Origin of the sequence: Sphingomonas carotinifaciens, from assembly GCF_009789535.1 — a bacterium.
Lineage (GTDB): Bacteria > Pseudomonadota > Alphaproteobacteria > Sphingomonadales > Sphingomonadaceae > Sphingomonas > Sphingomonas carotinifaciens.
Genome location: NZ_WSUT01000005.1, coordinates 2,066,801 through 2,083,094 on the forward strand (window position 1 = coordinate 2,066,801; position 16,294 = coordinate 2,083,094).

Consider the following 16,294-nt stretch of genomic DNA (forward strand, 5'->3'; position numbering starts at 1 on the left):
CCCTCCGCTTCAGCTATAGGCCGCGTTCAGCATGGCGAGCGAGGCGCCGTGCGTCAGGTCCAGATGCAGCGGGGTGACCGCGATATGGCCGTCATGTACCGCATCCAGATCGGTATCGTGCGCCGGTGCGTGCGGCATGCGACCGAGCGCCAGCCAATAATAGTCATAGCCGCGCGGATCGGTGCGCTTGTCCATCCGCACCCGGCCATAATCGCGAATGCCCTGCCGCGCGACGCGGATGCCTTGCACCGCATCCGGCGCCACCGGCGGGAAGTTGACGTTCATCAGCGTGCGCGGCGCAAAGTCGAGACCCAGCAGCGGGCGCAACGCCCGCTCGCCCCAGGCGCGCGCGGTATCGAAGCTGACCGCGTCGCCCATCCCGTGCTGTGCGTAACGCTGGCTGAGCGCGACCGAGCGGATGCCCGCGAGTGCGCCCTCCATCGCGGCGGACACCGTGCCCGAATAGAACACGTCCTCGCCCAGATTGGCGCCGCGGTTGACGCCGGACAGGATCAGGTCGGGCTTGCCGTCCGCCATGATCTCGCCAAGCGCCATCATCACCGCATCGGTGGGCGTGCCCGCCACCGCGAAACGCCGCTCGCCGAAGCGGCGGACGCGCAGCGGCCGGGTCAGGGTCAGCGACCGGCTCGTCCCCGACTGTTCCTCCGCCGGTGCCACCACCCAGACATCGTCGGAAAACCGCGCGGCGATCTCCTCCAGAACCTTCAGGCCGGGGGCATGATAGCCATCGTCATTGGTGAGGAGGATGCGCATGGCTCAGCGTGCGCCCAGCACCGTGGCGCCGCCCAGATAGGGTTGCAGCACCGCCGGCACCGCCACCGATCCGTCCTGTTGCTGATAATTCTCGATCACCGCGACGAGCGTGCGGCCGACGGCCAGCCCAGAGCCGTTCAGCGTGTGGACGAACCGGTTGCCCTTGCCCTCGGCGGGGCGGAAGCGCGCGTTCATCCGGCGCGCCTGGAAATCGGTGCAGGTCGAGCAGCTGGAAATCTCGCGATACCGGTCCTGTCCGGGCAACCACACCTCTAGGTCATAGGTGCGCGCGGCGGAGAAGCCCATGTCGCCCGTGCACAGCAGCATCCGGCGATAGGCGAGGCCGAGCGCGTCGAGCACCCCCTCGGCACAGGCCGTCATCCGCTCATGTTCTTCGTCCGACCGGTCGGGATGGACGATCGACACCATCTCGACCTTGTCGAACTGGTGCTGGCGGATCAGTCCGCGCGTGTCACGGCCCGCCGCGCCCGCTTCCGACCGGAAACAGGGGGTGAGCGCGGTGAAGCGCAGCGGCAGTTCCTCCTCCGCCAGGATCGCTTCGCGCACGATGTTGGTCAGCGAAACTTCGGCCGTGGGGATCAGCCAGCGACCATCGGTGGTGCGGAACAGGTCCTCGGCGAATTTGGGCAATTGCCCGGTGCCGAACGCCGCCTCGTCACGCACCATGAGGGGCGGCTGGACGAGCTCGAAGCCATGCTCCTGCGTCAGCCGGTCGAGCATGAACTGCCCCAGCGCCCGCGACAGCCGCGCCGCGTCCCCGCGGAGCAGCGTGAAGCGTGCGCCCGACAGCGCGACGCCGGTTTCGAAATCCAGTCCCAGCGCCGGGCCGATCGCGTCATGCTCGGCGGGCGGGAAGGCGAATTCGGGGCGCTGGCCGCGTGTGTGGATCAGGGCGTTGTCGGCTTCATCCGCGCCCGGCGGAACATCGGCGGCGGGCAGGTTGGGAATGGCGGCAAGCGCCGCGTCCAGCTCCGCGCCGATCGCGCGTTCCTGTTCTTCCAGCTCGGGCAGCTTTGCCTTCAGGTCGGCGACCTCGGTCATCAGGCTTTGTGCGCGGGCTTCGTCCTTTGCCGCCTTGGCCTGCCCGATCTGCTTGGACAAGTCGTTGCGGCGGGTCTGTGCATCCTGTGCGGCCGCGATCGTGGTACGGCGACGCTCGTCCAGCGCGAGCAGGGCGGCCGACTGCGGTTCGCCGCCACGCTTGGTCAGGGCGGCATCGAAGGCGGCGGGATCGTCGCGGATCAGGCGGATGTCGTGCATGGGCCGTGGCTATGGCGGGGTGAACGCGGGCTTGCAAGCCGGCCGCCGGCGCAACCACGGCGGCGGCACGCGCGTTGTCCCGAATAGAACCGACACTGCAAGGAGATACGCGATGCTGGTGCCGCACAATGCATTCGTGCTGGTGGCCGACGGGCGCAAGAGCCTGTTCTTCCGCAACGATGGCGATGCCGAGTTCCCGAACCTCAAGGTCGAACATGCCGAGGAGCATCCCAACCCGCGCGACCGCGACCAGAAGACCGATGCAGCCGGTGCGGCCCGCTCGACGCAGAGCGGCCAGGGCGCCCCGCCGATTGCGCAGGGCGGATCGAACCAGGCCGGTGGCGGCGGGCAGGGCGCGCAATTCGCCCCCTCGCGCGGGACGCTCGGCGAGACCGACTATCACCAGCAGGAGGAGGACCGCTTTGCGGTCGAGATCGCCGACATGCTGAAGCGCCGTGCGCTGGCCAATGAGTTCGAGTCGCTCATCATCGTCGCGCCGCCGCAGACGCTGGGCGAACTCCGCAAGCATTACCACAAGGAGGTGAGCAACCGGCTGACGGGCGAACTGGCCAAGGACCTGACCAACATGCCGGTGCCCGATATCGAGACGGCGTTGAAGAACGCCTGACGCGCGAGGGGACACCCCTCCCGCACACGCAGGAAGGGGCCCGCCGAGGGGATCGGCGGGCCCCTTTTTCCTTGGCAAAGCTGGTGGATCAGGCCTGGGCGGTGCGCTTCGCGAACCGGTGGCGGGCGACCAGTGCGGCGGCGGCGGCCCCGAACAACAGCATCATCGGCGGTGCGGGCACCGGTGTCGGCGGTCCGCCATTCGATCCGCTGCTGCCCGAGGACGAGGCCGAACTGGCCGACGATGCCGAGGACGCGCTGCTCGCGCTCGACCCGGTGCTGCCCGAGGCGCCGCTGGCCGACGACCCGCTGGCGCTGGAGCCGCTTGCGCTCGATCCGTTCGACGACCAGCCACCGTTCGAGGACCATCCGCCATTGGACGACCAGCCCTTGCTGCTCGATCCATAGCTGCTGCTCCCGCTCGCCGAAGAGGCGGACGACGCGCTGGAGGCGCTGGACGCCGACGACGCGCTGGAGGTGGAGGAGCCGCCGGTGGACGTCGAGGACCCACCCGTCGAGGTCGAAGATCCTCCGGTCGAGGTGGACGAGCCGCCCGTCGAGGTGGAGGACCCGCCAGTCGACGTCGAAGACCCGCCCGTCGAGGTCGAGGAGCCACCGGTGGAGGTCGATGACCCGCCCGTGGACGACCCGCCCGTCGAGGTCGACGATCCGCCGGTCGAGGTCGATCCGCCCGAAGAGGTGGACGAGATGACGATGCTGCCGCTGGAGCCGGCGCCACCCCCGAAACCGAAGCCGCCGCCAAAGCCGCCGCCGAAACCGGGCGAGCCCCAGCCGCCGCCGATCACCGCGGGCGCAAAGCCGCCACCACCGCCGGCCAGTACCGGATCGGCGGGCAGCGGCAGCGGCACCGGCGGCGCCTGTGTCGATACGGTCACCACCGCCGGGGCGCAGGCGGTGGTCGTGGTCTTGGTCACCACGCGGCGGACCTTGCCGACCTTGGCATAATGGCGGCGCGGCGCCTTCTTGATCTTGGTCTGCTGGGTGATCGCCGGCCGCTTCGGGCTTTCCGCGATATGCACGGCACCGCCGCCGATCACGGCACCGCCCGCCGCACATGCGCTAAGTTTCGCCAAGGCCATCCGGACCGACATCGCTTACCTCTCACATCGCCCGCCCATGCCGGCCGGGGATCAACCCTGTTGACGCTCTGCGCCCGATACTTCGACAGAAACCAAGAAACACTTAAGTGCAAGGCCTCTCCCGTGCGTGCGGTCGTGCAAGAACGGGACTCGCGGGAGCGTGCGCTTGCGAAACCATGATTTTCGCTCAGGATCGTGCGGAAATTTACCGCTTGCCGGTGCAGCAATGCTGCAACGGAGGTCGAATGGGACAATGCTGCGCTGCACCAGGGCGCAGATGTTCGCAACAAAGCTGCGCAAATAGGTAAGCATCTGAAACGTCAGTCGCTTGCCGCGCCCGGTTTCTCCGATTATAGGCGCTGACACCATGGGGGGCGGCCCTGAGGACGCGGAGCGAAAAGCGCCGACGGGCCCGAGGGAGAGTGGTATGGCGACGGTGTTTAATCGCGTGGACGACTCCAGCAGCCCGGCGGCTGCGAACGACCTGGACGACGGCTATCGCCCTTCGGCGGACGAACCGTTCATGAGCCTGCGTCAGCAGGACTATTTCCGCCGTAAACTCAATCAGTGGAAGGAAGCGATCCAGCGTGATTCGCTGGGCACGCTGTCGCAGCTGCAGCTCGACTCGTTGCGCGAATCGGATCTGACCGACCGCGCCTCCAGCGAGACCGACTGGTCGATCGAGCTGCGCACCCGCGACCGGCAGCGCAAGCTGATCGCCAAGATCGATGCGGCGCTGCGCCGTATCGACGACGGCGAATATGGCTATTGCGAGGTGTCGGGCGAACCGATCAGCCTGGGCCGGCTGGAGGCGCGGCCGATCGCCACGATGACGGTGGAGGCGCAGGAGCGCCACGAGCGTAACGAGAAGGTGTCGCGCGACGACTGATCGACCGCGAATGATGCAATGGGTTATTGTTTCGTTTACCCATTGCGTCATATCCCCTTGGGATGGGGGCGGGCAACCGATAGTGTCCCCGGTTCAAGTCAGGGGCCCGCGCGGAATGGATATATGAACGGCGACGATCGCAGCACGAACCAGGCAGTGGCAGACGCGGAACGGCGTGCGCCACGCGACAGTCTGTTCCTGATGGCGCAGTTCGAGGTCGCTGGGCAGCGCCATGAAGTGCGCGTGCGCAATCTGTCCGAGGGCGGGTTGATGGCCGAATTCCCCCGCATCCTGGAACCGGGCACCCCGGTCATGCTGGTGCTGCGCGGCATCGGCGAGGTGCATGGCAAGATCGCCTGGTGCACGCAGGGGCGAGTGGGCGTCGCCTTCGACAACAGCATCGACCCGCAATTGGCGCGCAAGCCGGTGACCGGTGGCACGACGACGCCGACCTATGCGCGGTCGATTCCCAATGTCCGGGTGAAATCCTCGAAACCCTGACGGGTGGCGGCGGCGGGTAGCGGCATGGCTCGCGACCGCGGGGTAGCAAAAGGGCCCCGGACGCCGATGCGTCCGAGACCCACGATCTGCCGTTAAAGGCTGCTCATTTCCTCTTTCAGTCGCAGCTTCTGTTTCTTGAGGTCGGCCAGGATGGTCGCATCGGGTAACGGGCGCTGCGTTTCTGCATGGATGCGACGATCCAGCGTCGCATGCTTCGTCTCCAGGGCCTGATGATGCGTTGACTGCATGGCGGTAAACCTCCTGAGCATTCGCGTTGGGGGAAAGGGATTAAAGCACCGATCGACCGCAATGTCCCGACCCCTTGGTCGGAAATCGACAAATGGTGGTGAAAGGCGCGACGACCCGCATCTGCCCGCTCGCGCCGCCGCCCGTCCCATCGTAAGGGAGCGGCAGCGATGGCCGGGGGATATGCGATGGACGATGCGGAATGGCGGGGGCGGCTGGACGTGTTGCGGGTCGAGCATCGCGATCTGGACGCCGCGATCGGCGCCCTGGCGGCCGTGCCCGTGCCCGACCAGTTGCAGATGGCCCGGCTGAAGAAGCGCAAGTTGCGCCTGCGCGATGAGATCGCCGCCGTCGAGGATCGCCTGATACCCGACATCATCGCCTGACGCCTTTCTGGAAGCACGGGGGCAGGGCCGCCTGCTCCGTTTCGGGACGACGGCATCGTCGCAGCCTCTGTGCGACGTGCCGGGATTGTGCGAGCCGCATGCATCATGGATGGACGGACCGATCCCGATTTGCGCCGGCGCCTGACCGAGGGGCTGTATAGTGAGGCGATGCTGCTGGCCGATGAGGCACGCAGCTATTTCGATCTGGGCGGGCGCGGCGATCGCGACGGTCTGGCGCCGGTCCAGCGGGTCGCCTTTTCCTGCGAGGCGCTGAAGCTGACCACCCGCCTCATGCATGTCATCGCCTGGCTGCTCACCCAGCGCGCGGTGGACGCGGGCGAGCTGAGCGCCGCCGATGCCTGCGCACCGACCCGGCGGCTGGGCGATGCGCCGGTCACCGATGGCGACATGCTGGCAACCATGCCGCCGCGCGCGCGCGGACTGGTGGCGACGAGCATCGACCTGCACCGGCGCGTCGCCCGGCTGGACCGGACCGTGGCCGACGACATGCCCAATCCGGCGCACTTGCTGCACGATCGGCTGGTCGCCGCTTTCTAAGGGCTGCGGCAGACGGTTCGCGGTGCACGACCGCCGCCGCCCGAGGTTAAATCACGTTATTTCAATCACTTGAAAGTTGCGTCACCTCCCGCTGTCCACCACAGGGGACAGGGCGATCGATGACGGCAGAGACCAGGGACCCGGCCAGCACCGGCCGCACCATGAGAGCCGCGCTGAAAACCGAGGATGGCCGCTTCCGCATCGCGGAGGTGGAGGAGCCCGCACTGCCCGCCGCGGACTGGGTAAAGGCGCGGGTGCGCGTCGCCGGCATCTGCGGCACCGACCTGCGCCACTGGAAGAAGCCCGACCCCGAACTGCGCTGCTGCATCATGGGCCATGAAATGGCGGGCGAGGTGGTGGAGATCGGGGCGGATGTCACCCATGTCGCGATCGGCGACCGCGTGCTGGTCGAATCGGTGCTGGGTTGCGGACATTGCGAATGGTGCCGGGTGCGCCAGTATAATCGTTGCCCCGACCTTTATCCCACCCGCCGCGCCAGCGTGTCGCGTGCCTATGCCGAGTTCGTCGTCGGGCCACAGCACAAATTCTACAAACTGCCCGATCATGTCGGCTTCGACGATGCAGCACTGCTCGATACCTATGCGGTATGCCTGCACGCGCAGCATCTGTCGGGGCTGACCATCAACGCGCGCGTCGCCATCATCGGCGCCGGCCCAATCGGGCTGGGGCAGGCAATGCTGGCCAAGGCGAGCGGCGCCGATGTGCTGATCATCGACACGGTGGCGCATTCGCTGGAGGTGGCGCGGCAACTGGGCGCCGACGTGACGGTCGATCCGGAGCAGCAGGACCCGGTCGAACAGGTGATGGCGTTTACGCAAGGTCGCGGTGCGGACGTGGTGTTCGAATGCGCCGGCGGCACGTCGATGCCGACCACGCTGCCGCTGGCGACCAAATTGGCGCGACGCGGCGGCCGGATCGTCCTGGTCGGCGGCTTCGACGGGGGCGAGACCGAGATCGCGCTGGAATGGCAGCGCATCCAGATGTCGGAAATCGCACTGATCCCCAGTGCCAGCTTCGCCGTCCACGACATCTACCCCGAACAGGCCGAGGTGCTCGATCTGGTCGCGCGCGGCAAGCTGCGCACCCAGGAACTCATCACCCACCGCTTTCCGCTGGATGCGATCAACGACGCGTTCGAGGTCGCGCTGGACAAGGAGAAGACCAGGGCGATCTTTGTCGCGCTGGAGATCTGATGCAGGCTGGATCGGGGGCGGACCCTACCCCCCGATCCGCACCCGCGCCGCACGATATTCGCGCTCTAGCCGCGCCACCCGGTCCGCGACCGGCTCTACTGCATCCACCGCGCCGATGCCCTGGCCCGATCCCCAGATGTCGCGCCATGCCTTGGCCTTGGCGCCGTTGCCGGTGCCGAAGTCCATCGTCTTCAGGTCGCCTTCGGGCAGCGCGTCGGGGTCGAGGCCGGCGGCGGCGATCGACCCGCGCAGGTAATTGCCGTGCACCCCGGTGAACAGGTTGGAATAGACGATGTCCGACGCGCGCCCCTCGACGATCGCCTGCTTGTAGCCGTCGACCGCATTGGCCTCGGTCGTGGCGATGAAGGGCGAGCCGATATAGGCGACGTCGGCCCCCATCGCCTGCGCCGCCAGGATCGCGCCGCCGGTCGCGATCGATCCGGACAGCGCCAGCGGCCCATCGAACCATTGCCGGATTTCCTGCACCAGCGCGAAGGGGGACAGCCGCCCGGCATGGCCGCCCGCGCCCGCCGCGACCGCGATCAGGCCGTCCGCACCCTTTTCCACCGCCTTGCGGGCGAAGCGGTCGTCGATCACGTCGTGCAGCGTGATCCCGCCCCAGCCATGCACCGCCTGGTTCAGGTCCTCGCGCGCGCCGAGCGAGGTGATGACGATCGGGACCTGCCATTTGGCACAGGTCGCCAGATCCGCCTCCAGCCGGTCGTTCGACCGGTGGACGATCTGGTTGACGGCAAAGGGTGCGGCCGGCCGGTCCGGATGGTCGCGATTATGCGCGGCCAGTTCCTCGGTGATCCGGTGCAGCCATTCGTCGAGCATCGCCGCCGGTCGTGCGTTGAGCGCGGGAAACGATCCGACGATCCCCGCCTTGCACTGTGCGATCACCAGTTCGGGACCGGAGATGATGAACAGCGGCGACCCGATCACGGGCAGGCGCAGGCGGTCAAACAGGGCGGGCAGGGTCATCGCTTTACGATAACGTAAACGGCAAGCATGTCCAGTATGCGGCAGGAGGGCGCCGCTGTCCTACAGCGTCGCTTTCCGCTAGGCCTGCCGCCATGCTGTCGTCCTCGTCCTACCGGTCCTTTGCGCGGCGGGACGATTGCAGAAAAGGTAAGTGGACACGGACAGGGGGGTGTAGTGTCCACTTCCAGCCCGACGGGCACAAATTGCGTCGCGGGACGCCGCGTTACCCGCGAATCGCCCCATCGCGCGCAACCCTCATGTTGTCTTGTTCGCGCAACAGCGTACACCGCCGATGTAACAGCATATCACAGGGTCCCGTTCATGAAACTCGCCGTTGCCGCGCTTCTGTCCTTTACCGTCTCTGCGCCCGCGCTTGCCGCCGGGCAGTTGCCGCGCACCGTCGTGCCGGTGCTGTACGACATCACGGTGCGCCCCGACGCGCAGAAGCTGACCTTCTCCGGCGAGGAGACGGTAACGGTCGACGTGAAGACCCCGACGCGCACCATCGTCCTCAACGCCGCCGATCTGGCGATCACCCGCGCGACGCTGGACGGAAGGCCGATCCGCTACGCGCTCGACAACGAAGCGCAGACGCTCACGCTGACCCTGCCGCAGGCGGTAAAGGCCGGGCGCCATACGGTCGGTTTCGCCTGGACCGGCACGATCAATCGCGCCGCCTCCGGCCTGTTCGCGATCGACTATACCAACACCGATGGCAGCCAGGCCCGGATGCTGGCAACCCAGTTCGAGGCACCCGATGCCCGCCGCTTCGCGCCGATGTGGGACGAGCCCGCGTTCAAGGCGAAGTTCCGCCTGTCCTCCACTGCGCCGGCCGGCCAGACCGCCTATTCCAACATGCCCGCGACGATCACGCAGGCAGCGGACGGCAGCAAGCTCTACAAGTTCGGCGAAACGCCGGTGATGTCGAGCTATCTGCTCTTCCTCGGCATGGGCGATGTCGAACGCAAGACGGCGCGCGCGGACGGCGTGGAAATCGGCATCATCAGCCGCAAGGGCGTGGTCGATCAGGGCGATTATGCGCTTGGCGCGGCGTCGAAGCTGCTGCCATACTTCAACAACTATTTCGGCCAGCGCTACCCGCTGCCCAAGATGGACATGATCGCCGGCCCCGGCTCCAGCCAGTTCTTCGGCGCGATGGAAAACTGGGGCGCGATCTTCTATTTCGAATCCGAACTGCTGTTCGATCCCAAGATCGCGACGGAAAGCAATCGCCAGCGCATCCACACCGTTGTCGCGCATGAGATGGCGCACCAGTGGTTCGGCGACCTCGTCACCATGGCGTGGTGGGACGATCTGTGGCTGAACGAGGGCTTTGCCTCCTGGATGGAGAACAAGGCGTCCGCCGATCTGAACCCCGCATGGAAGGCGCGCGAGGCCGAGGTGGTCGGCGCCCGCGAAAGCGCGATGGCGATCGATGCGACCTCCGCCACCCATCCGATCATCCGCAAGGTGGAGACGGTGGACCAGATCGGCGAGGCATTCGACAGCATCACCTATCTGAAGGGCCAGTCGGTCATCGGCATGCTGGAGGCGACGCTGGGCGAAGCGCCGTTCCGTGAAGGCATCCGCCGCTACATGGCCAAGTACAAGTACGGCAACACCGTCACCGACCAGCTCTGGGCTGAGCTGTCGGCCGCCTCGGGCCAGCCGATCGCGACCATCGCCAAGGACTTCACGTTGCAGGGCGGCGTGCCGCTGGTCACGCTGACCGGCACGCGCTGCGAGGGCGGGGCGACCGTTGCGACGCTGACGCAAGGGCGCTTCGGCCTGGATGCCGCATCGAAGACGCCGCAGACCTGGCATGTGCCGATCCGCTTGGCCACGATCGACGGCGGCGAGGCGCGCGCCACCGTCTTCGGTGCCACCGCGACCCCGGTCAAGGTGCCCGGATGCGGCACCTTGGTGCTGAACCATGGCAAGGGCAGCTACACCCGTGTCATGTACGACGAGGCGGGTCATGCCGCGATCGTGCGTGATTTCAACAAGATGGCGCTGGACGACCGGCTCGGCACGCTGGGCGACGACTTCGCGCTGGCGGCGGGCGGCTATCAGGATCTGTCGCGCTGGTTCGCGGTGATGGCGCAGGTCGGGGCGAATGCCGATCCGCTGGAATGGGGCACCGTGGCGGGCAAGCTCGGCACGCTGGAGCGGCTGTATCGCGGCACGCCGCTTGAGGCGTCGCTCCGCCAGCGCAGCGCCGCCGTGCTGAAGCCGGTACTCGCCCGGATCGGGCTTGATGCGAAGCCGGGCGAGTCGGCGCTGATCAGCAACCTGCGCGAACAGTTGATCGGCCAGCTGGGTGGTGACGGCGATGCCGATGTCGCGGCCCGCGCCCGCACCTATGTCGCCGCGCTCCGCACCGATCCGGGCGCGATCCCCGCCGCCATCCGCGCGCCGATCTTGGCCACCTATGCCAGCAATGCCACCGCGGCGGAGTGGGACCAGTTGCTGGCCTTGACCAAGGCGGAGCGCAGCCCGGTCGCCAAGAACCGCTACGTCACGCTGCTCGGCTATGCCGACGATCCGGCCATCGCGGCGCGCGCGCTGGAGTTGTTGAAGACCGACACCTTCACGCCCCCGCAGCGCGCCGCACTGCTCCGCTCGATCGCCGGCACCCACCCCGATCTCGCCTTCGACTGGGCGGTGGCCAATCGTACGCTGGTCGACAGCTTCCTGGAGGAAAGCACGCGTTCGGGCTTCATCGTCGGGCTGGGCGCAGGCTCCAGCGATCCCGCCATGCCGGGCAAGATCACGGCCTTCGCCGACCAGTATCTGCCCGCCGGCTCGCGTGGCGGCGCCACCCGCGCCATCTCGCAGATCGGCGTCCGCAAGGGCACGGCCACGCAGTTGCAACCTGCCGTCACCCGCTGGCTGGGCAAGTAACCTCCGCACCTCGTGCCGCCCGACCCTGGGTGGCACGAGGGCTTGGTCTATTAGTGAATGATCGTCGGCGCCTGCGTCGCCTGTGTAAACAGCTTCAACATCGCGGCATGGATGCCGTCGCCGTCCGCTGCCTCCAGCAGCCACCCCGGCGACGCGCATTCCTCCAGCCTCGGGCGGATCTTCGATGGCGGCAGGGGGGCGATCAACCAATTATATTCAAAAGCAAGTTCGGTGCTTTTCTCGTCGGCTGGGAATTTCTTGACCGGCAGGTAGGTCGTATAGACGATTCCGATCGTGACTTTCTTGTCCCGCTTCAGCGTTTCGCATTTGGCCGGGTCCATCAACGCCATGCAATGGCTGCTGCCGCAGAGGTCTTGCACGCCGTCGGTGACGATGAACAGGAATTTGCGGGCATCGGCTTGCGTGGTGCCATCGCCGCTCGCCGGAATTTGGGCGGCCATGCCGTTCATCACCGCGGCCAGATTGGTGTCGCCATAGCCGATATTTCCGTCATTGGGGCCAAGCGTCAGTTTGGACACGGTGTTCTCCACGCTGCTCAGATCGTCGGTCAGCGACTGTACCTTCCGCATCTCGGTACCGAACTCATACACCCCGAACCGGTAGAAACGGTTCTTGTTCTGACTATTCAGTGCCGTATTGATCATGTCCAGCGCGGCAATGCGTTCGATATCCACCCGCAGCTTGATGCCGTATTTGTTGGCGATCGCTTCATTGGAGTATTTCTCCCATGAACCATTCGCCAGTTTGCCTTGTACGTGGCAGCCGAATTGACACCCGCGTTTGTACTTCTTGTCTTCGCTGTTCAGATCGTAGGTGAGCGTCCACAGCTTCTTGGCATCCTCGTCGGATGCCGCCAGCCCCATCGACTGTGAGGTGTCGAGCGCCAGATAGACGTCCATATACGGCGCCTTGATCGTCTGCGACGTGCTGGTGCCGGCCACGGCAAGTGTCGCGACGCCCAGCACGCCGGCAAAGCTGTTGGCCGATGTGCCGCCATAGGTGACGACCGCCTTGCGGGTCAGCGGCCGCTCGCCGGTAGCGTTCGCGTTGGGGTTCGTCGGGCAGATGTAGGGTGCCGCCGTGCCGGAGGCATAGGTGTCGGTAATGACGATCGTCAGGCCGCTGGGCTGGCTGACGTCAAGTGACAGACCGTCCAGCCCTCCCGTCTGGGAAACGAACGTGCTGCGCGCTGCGGCGCAGGCCGCACCGACGGGCTTCTCCATCGTCACCTGGGTCACCGCGGCGAGGCTGGCGGCATCGGCGACCGCGTCCAGCTTGCTTTCGGTTCGCTTGGCGCGACTGTAATCGATGCCCATCCCGGTGGCGAAGGTGATGGGCAGCAGCGCGAACGCGGTCAGCATCAACACATTGCCCCGGCGATCCTCGTGCAGCCGGCGAACCCCCCGGGATGCGGCGGCGATCAGGTCAGCGACAGTCATTGCAAACGACCATGTTGGAGTTGCGGGGATTCATGAAAAAGCGGTCGGAGAAGTTCAGCTTGCCGACCGAACGATAGGCCACGCCCGGATCATAGGCGTAGGTGACCTCGCCCATGATCAGCGCGGTATTCGCCACCCGCAGGCGGGCCGGTATATCATCCGTGGAAATAGCGGTGCGCGGCGTGGTATTGATCGCGCGGCTCCAGTCGATGGACGGCGTACCTGCGGCATCGAAGACGATCTGCAGCACCCGAACCGTGGCACCGCCGCGCGAATAGGGTGCCAGCATCGCGGTCGAGGATTCCAGGATGGTTTGCAGATCGGCCTTGGTCAGCGTCTTGGGTGTGCTCGCCAGATCGACGATGGTGCGATCCGCCAGCCCGACCTTGCGCTGGCACGCCACCGCATCGGCCAGTTGATAGCCGCCCAGGAACAGCAGCAGCAGGATGGGGAAGGTAAAGGCGAACTCGATCAGGGCAACGCCGCGGCGATCCCGACCCAGCGTCATCAGCCGCCTCACTTATACAATTCCGCGCGTGCGATCGCCGTGCCGACCAGCAACCGACGCCCGCCCGGCAGATTGGAAATGTCGTAGCCCAGCGATACCGTCGGCAGATCCCACACGTAAAGGACCCGCAGGACCGTGATCTTGCCGGGCTCACCGATGGTGAAGGGCAGATCGTCGATCGGCTTCCCCCTTGCGTCGAACCGGATCGTGGGTTGCGTGAAATCCGCAGCGGTAAAGGTGTCCGGCTTCGCCGCCGTCAGCAACAGATTCTCGCAGCGCAGATAGGAGGGAAGATCGTTGCAGATACGCGTCTTGAACGCGGCCTTGCTGGCAACCGCCGCCTTGTCGCTCCCGGTCAGCAACAGCCGGCCCGAGCGGGCGGTGACGCTTTCCAGCGTCTGCTGGGCAAAGAAGACGAGGCTGGTCATCAAAGCGGCGAGCAGAACGGCGAAAAACGGAAGCGCGATCATCGCGAACTCGACCAGCACGACACCCCGCGTCGACCGCCAAAGCGGCCGGGATGTCGATAACGGCTCTGGAACAATGCTGGCGCAGCGCATGATCATGGCCGCAATCGTTAGCAATAGAATGTAAAAAATAGCTTATCTGTGAAACGTCGTCCAAAATGGTACAGCTTTGCGACGTGTTTGATATCGATGGATAATCTTTGTCGGCGTTGCTCTCTCATGCCGTCGCGACCTGCATGAAATCACCATCGATCCTGCACGTCGCCGAGGTTGCCCCGGCGCGCCGCCGCGCCTAAGGTCCGCGCCGCTCCCCCCAACCAGCTTCCGAGATCTGATGACCGCGCCACGCTTCAAACGCATCCTGTTGAAACTCTCGGGTGAGGTCCTGATGGGCGAGGGCGGTCTTGCCATCGACCCCGTCATCACCGCGCGCGTCGCCGGTGAGATCGCCGATGTGCGCAACCAGGGCTATGAACTGTGCGTGGTGGTCGGCGGCGGCAACATCTTCCGTGGCCTCTCGGCTGCGGCCAAGGGGATCGAGCGGGCAACGGCCGATTATATGGGCATGCTGGCCACGGTGATGAACGCGCTGGCCGTGCAGAACGCCTTGGAACAGATCGGCGTCGACACCCGCGTCCAGTCGGCGATCCCGATGTCCAGCGTGTGCGAACCCTTTATCCGTCGCCGTGCCGAGCGACACCTGGAAAAGGGCCGGGTGGTGATCTTTGCCGCCGGTGTCGGCTCGCCCTTCTTCACCACCGATTCCGGTGCGGCGCTGCGCGCGGCCGAGATGAAGTGTGACGCGCTGTTCAAGGGCACCAGCGTCGACGGTGTGTACGATGCCGATCCCAAAAAGGTGCCGACGGCCACGCGCTATGAAACCGTCAGCTATTCGCGGGTATTGTCCGACGACCTGAAGGTCATGGATGCCTCTGCCATCGCGCTGTGCCGCGACAACAATATCCCGATCGTCGTCTTCAACATTCGTGAACATGGCAACTTTGGTGCCGTGCTCGCCGGTGACGGCGTCTCGACGATCGTGCAGAACCAGGAGTAATCGATGCCCGCCTACGTTAAATCCGATCTCGAACGCCGCATGGCCGGTGCGGTCGAGTCGTTGAAGCATGATCTGGGTGGCCTGCGTACGGGCCGCGCCTCCACCGCGCTGCTCGATCCGGTTACCGTCGAGGTCTATGGCAGCCACATGCCGTTGAACCAGGTGGCGACCGTCTCCGCGCCGGAGCCGCGCATGCTGTCGGTACAGGTATGGGACAAGTCCAATGTCGGTCCCGTCGAAAAGGCGATCCGCTCGGCCGGCCTCGGCCTCAACCCGATCAACGACGGCCAGACCCTGCGCCTGCCGATTCCCGACCTGACCGAGGAGCGCCGCAAGGAGCTCGCAAAGCTCGCCGGGCAATATGCCGAAAAGGCGCGCATCGCGGTCCGCAACGTGCGTCGCGACGGTATGGACAGCCTGAAGACCGACGAAAAGAAGGGGGTGTTTGGCGAGGATGATCGCAAGCGCCACGAAACCGAGGTGCAGAAGCTGACCGACGCGACGATCGCCGATGTCGATGCGGCGGCGGCTGCCAAGGAAAAGGAAATCCTGGGCAAGTGAGCCCGCCGGCCGCCTCGGCGCAGGTCGCCCTGGGATCGCTTGCCGCCGTGCCTGATACGGGCGCGGTGCCGCGGCACGTCGCCATCATCATGGACGGCAACGGCCGCTGGGCGAAGCGTCGGCTGTTGCCGCGCTTCGCCGGGCACAAGGCCGGGGTGGACACGGTACGCCGCATCACCCGGGCCGCGCGCGCGCTGGGGATCGAGGCGCTGACGCTTTATGCCTTCTCGTCGGAGAACTGGCGGCGGCCGGAGGCGGAGGTGAGCGACCTGATGGGTCTGCTCCGCCTGTTCATTCGCAACGATCTGGCCGAACTGGTGGCGGACAATGTGCGGCTGCGCATCATCGGCGACTATCGCCGTTTCTCCGCGGATCTCGTCGCGCTGATCGACGATGCGGTCGCGCGCACCGCATCCAATACCGGTCCGACCCTGGTGATCGCGCTCAACTACGGCGCGCAGGCTGAACTGGTGGCGGCCGCACAGCGGCTGGCGGCGCGCGCCGCGGCCGGCGAGATCGCGCCGGAGGCGATCACGGCGGAGGCGATCGAGGCCGAACTGGACACCCACGGTCTCCCGCCCCTCGATCTGGTGATCCGCACCTCGGGCGAGCAGCGGCTGTCCAACTTCCTGCTGTGGCAGGCGGCCTATGCCGAATTGCTGTTCGTCGACACGCTGTGGCCCGATTTCGACGAGGCGGCGCTTGGTGAGGCGGTGGCAGCGTTTGGCCGCCGCCAGCGACGTTTCGGAGGCTTGTGACCGACCCCGCGCCGATGCC

General features: G+C 66.3%; 19 protein-coding genes. 12 read left to right on the forward strand and 7 right to left on the reverse strand.

The features are described 5' to 3' along the window. Positions 1-9: 9 nt before the first annotated feature. Positions 10-774 (reverse strand): 5'/3'-nucleotidase SurE, encoded by a 765-nt coding sequence (gene surE, locus GQR91_RS11820; RefSeq protein ID WP_149681611.1) that lies wholly within the window; start codon positions 772-774, stop codon positions 10-12. Between the two features lie 3 nt (positions 775-777). Further along, positions 778-2,055: a serine--tRNA ligase gene (serS, locus tag GQR91_RS11825; RefSeq protein WP_149681610.1), complete on the reverse strand. Its 1,278-nt coding sequence runs from the start codon at positions 2,053-2,055 to the stop codon at positions 778-780. 112 nt (positions 2,056-2,167) lie between these two features. Between serS and GQR91_RS11830 the strand changes: the two genes are divergently transcribed. From GQR91_RS11830 to GQR91_RS11845, 5 genes are all read left to right on the forward strand, one after another. Continuing rightward, positions 2,168-2,683, forward strand: a complete 516-nt coding sequence (locus GQR91_RS11830; RefSeq protein ID WP_112382417.1) for a host attachment family protein — start codon at positions 2,168-2,170, stop codon at positions 2,681-2,683. A gap of 71 nt (positions 2,684-2,754) precedes the next feature. After that, on the forward strand, positions 2,755-3,090 hold the full coding sequence (locus tag GQR91_RS19140; protein WP_170295643.1) for a hypothetical protein: 336 nt from the start codon (positions 2,755-2,757) through the stop codon (positions 3,088-3,090). A gap of 84 nt (positions 3,091-3,174) precedes the next feature. Further along, positions 3,175-3,648, forward strand: coding sequence for a hypothetical protein (locus GQR91_RS11835; protein ID WP_175580844.1), 474 nt, complete (start codon positions 3,175-3,177; stop codon positions 3,646-3,648). A 561-nt stretch (positions 3,649-4,209) separates the two neighbouring features. Further along, complete coding sequence (gene dksA, locus GQR91_RS11840) at positions 4,210-4,671, forward strand: RNA polymerase-binding protein DksA (protein ID WP_112382416.1); 462 nt, start codon at positions 4,210-4,212, stop codon at positions 4,669-4,671. 123 nt (positions 4,672-4,794) lie between these two features. Next, positions 4,795-5,172, forward strand: a complete 378-nt coding sequence (locus GQR91_RS11845; RefSeq protein WP_112382415.1) for a PilZ domain-containing protein — start codon at positions 4,795-4,797, stop codon at positions 5,170-5,172. A 92-nt stretch (positions 5,173-5,264) separates the two neighbouring features. On the opposite strand, the gene GQR91_RS11850 is transcribed toward GQR91_RS11845, so the two are convergent. Then, positions 5,265-5,420 carry a YdcH family protein gene (locus GQR91_RS11850; RefSeq protein ID WP_112382651.1) on the reverse strand — a complete coding sequence of 52 codons (156 nt, stop codon included), beginning with the start codon at positions 5,418-5,420 and terminating at the stop codon, positions 5,265-5,267. 186 nt (positions 5,421-5,606) lie between these two features. Here GQR91_RS11850 and GQR91_RS11855 point away from each other — a divergent pair, with 186 nt between their 5' ends. From GQR91_RS11855 to GQR91_RS11865, 3 genes are all read left to right on the forward strand, one after another. Next, positions 5,607-5,804 (forward strand): YdcH family protein, encoded by a 198-nt coding sequence (locus GQR91_RS11855; RefSeq protein WP_112382650.1) that lies wholly within the window; start codon positions 5,607-5,609, stop codon positions 5,802-5,804. A 105-nt stretch (positions 5,805-5,909) separates the two neighbouring features. Beyond that, on the forward strand, positions 5,910-6,362 hold the full coding sequence (locus GQR91_RS11860) for a DUF1465 family protein (RefSeq protein WP_149681609.1): 453 nt from the start codon (positions 5,910-5,912) through the stop codon (positions 6,360-6,362). A 119-nt stretch (positions 6,363-6,481) separates the two neighbouring features. Then, entirely contained in the window at positions 6,482-7,576 is a 1,095-nt protein-coding gene (locus GQR91_RS11865) for a zinc-dependent alcohol dehydrogenase (RefSeq protein WP_235903905.1), read from the forward strand. 24 nt (positions 7,577-7,600) lie between these two features. Here GQR91_RS11865 and GQR91_RS11870 read toward each other — a convergent pair whose 3' ends face one another. Then, a complete protein-coding gene (locus GQR91_RS11870; RefSeq protein ID WP_112382413.1) occupies positions 7,601-8,560 on the reverse strand; it encodes an NAD(P)H-dependent flavin oxidoreductase in 960 nt (319 codons plus the stop codon). A 321-nt stretch (positions 8,561-8,881) separates the two neighbouring features. On the opposite strand from GQR91_RS11870, the gene GQR91_RS11875 reads away from it, so the two are divergent. Next, the gene (locus GQR91_RS11875) at positions 8,882-11,464 is read left to right on the forward strand and encodes a M1 family metallopeptidase (protein WP_149681608.1); all 2,583 of its coding nucleotides are present in this window, start codon (positions 8,882-8,884) and stop codon (positions 11,462-11,464) included. A gap of 50 nt (positions 11,465-11,514) precedes the next feature. Here the strand turns inward: GQR91_RS11875 and GQR91_RS11880 are convergent, their stop codons facing one another. From GQR91_RS11880 to GQR91_RS11890, 3 genes are all read right to left on the reverse strand, one after another. Continuing rightward, positions 11,515-12,846 (reverse strand): vWA domain-containing protein, encoded by a 1,332-nt coding sequence (locus GQR91_RS11880; RefSeq protein ID WP_160146743.1) that lies wholly within the window; start codon positions 12,844-12,846, stop codon positions 11,515-11,517. Between the two features lie 64 nt (positions 12,847-12,910). Next, complete coding sequence (locus GQR91_RS11885) at positions 12,911-13,432, reverse strand: TadE/TadG family type IV pilus assembly protein (RefSeq protein WP_149681606.1); 522 nt, start codon at positions 13,430-13,432, stop codon at positions 12,911-12,913. A gap of 8 nt (positions 13,433-13,440) precedes the next feature. Then, a complete protein-coding gene (locus GQR91_RS11890; RefSeq protein ID WP_149681605.1) occupies positions 13,441-13,998 on the reverse strand; it encodes a TadE/TadG family type IV pilus assembly protein in 558 nt (185 codons plus the stop codon). A 235-nt stretch (positions 13,999-14,233) separates the two neighbouring features. Between GQR91_RS11890 and pyrH the strand changes: the two genes are divergently transcribed. Genes pyrH through GQR91_RS11905 form a run of 3 tightly spaced genes read left to right on the forward strand, consistent with a single transcriptional unit; the run spans position 14,234 to position 16,275 of the window. Next, a complete protein-coding gene (pyrH, locus tag GQR91_RS11895; protein ID WP_174236598.1) occupies positions 14,234-14,956 on the forward strand; it encodes a UMP kinase in 723 nt (240 codons plus the stop codon). A 3-nt stretch (positions 14,957-14,959) separates the two neighbouring features. After that, the gene (gene frr / locus GQR91_RS11900) at positions 14,960-15,517 is read left to right on the forward strand and encodes a ribosome recycling factor (protein WP_112382407.1); all 558 of its coding nucleotides are present in this window, start codon (positions 14,960-14,962) and stop codon (positions 15,515-15,517) included. A 29-nt stretch (positions 15,518-15,546) separates the two neighbouring features. Beyond that, positions 15,547-16,275, forward strand: a complete 729-nt coding sequence (locus GQR91_RS11905) for an isoprenyl transferase (protein ID WP_260173133.1) — start codon at positions 15,547-15,549, stop codon at positions 16,273-16,275. The last annotated feature ends 19 nt before the right edge of the window (positions 16,276-16,294 follow it).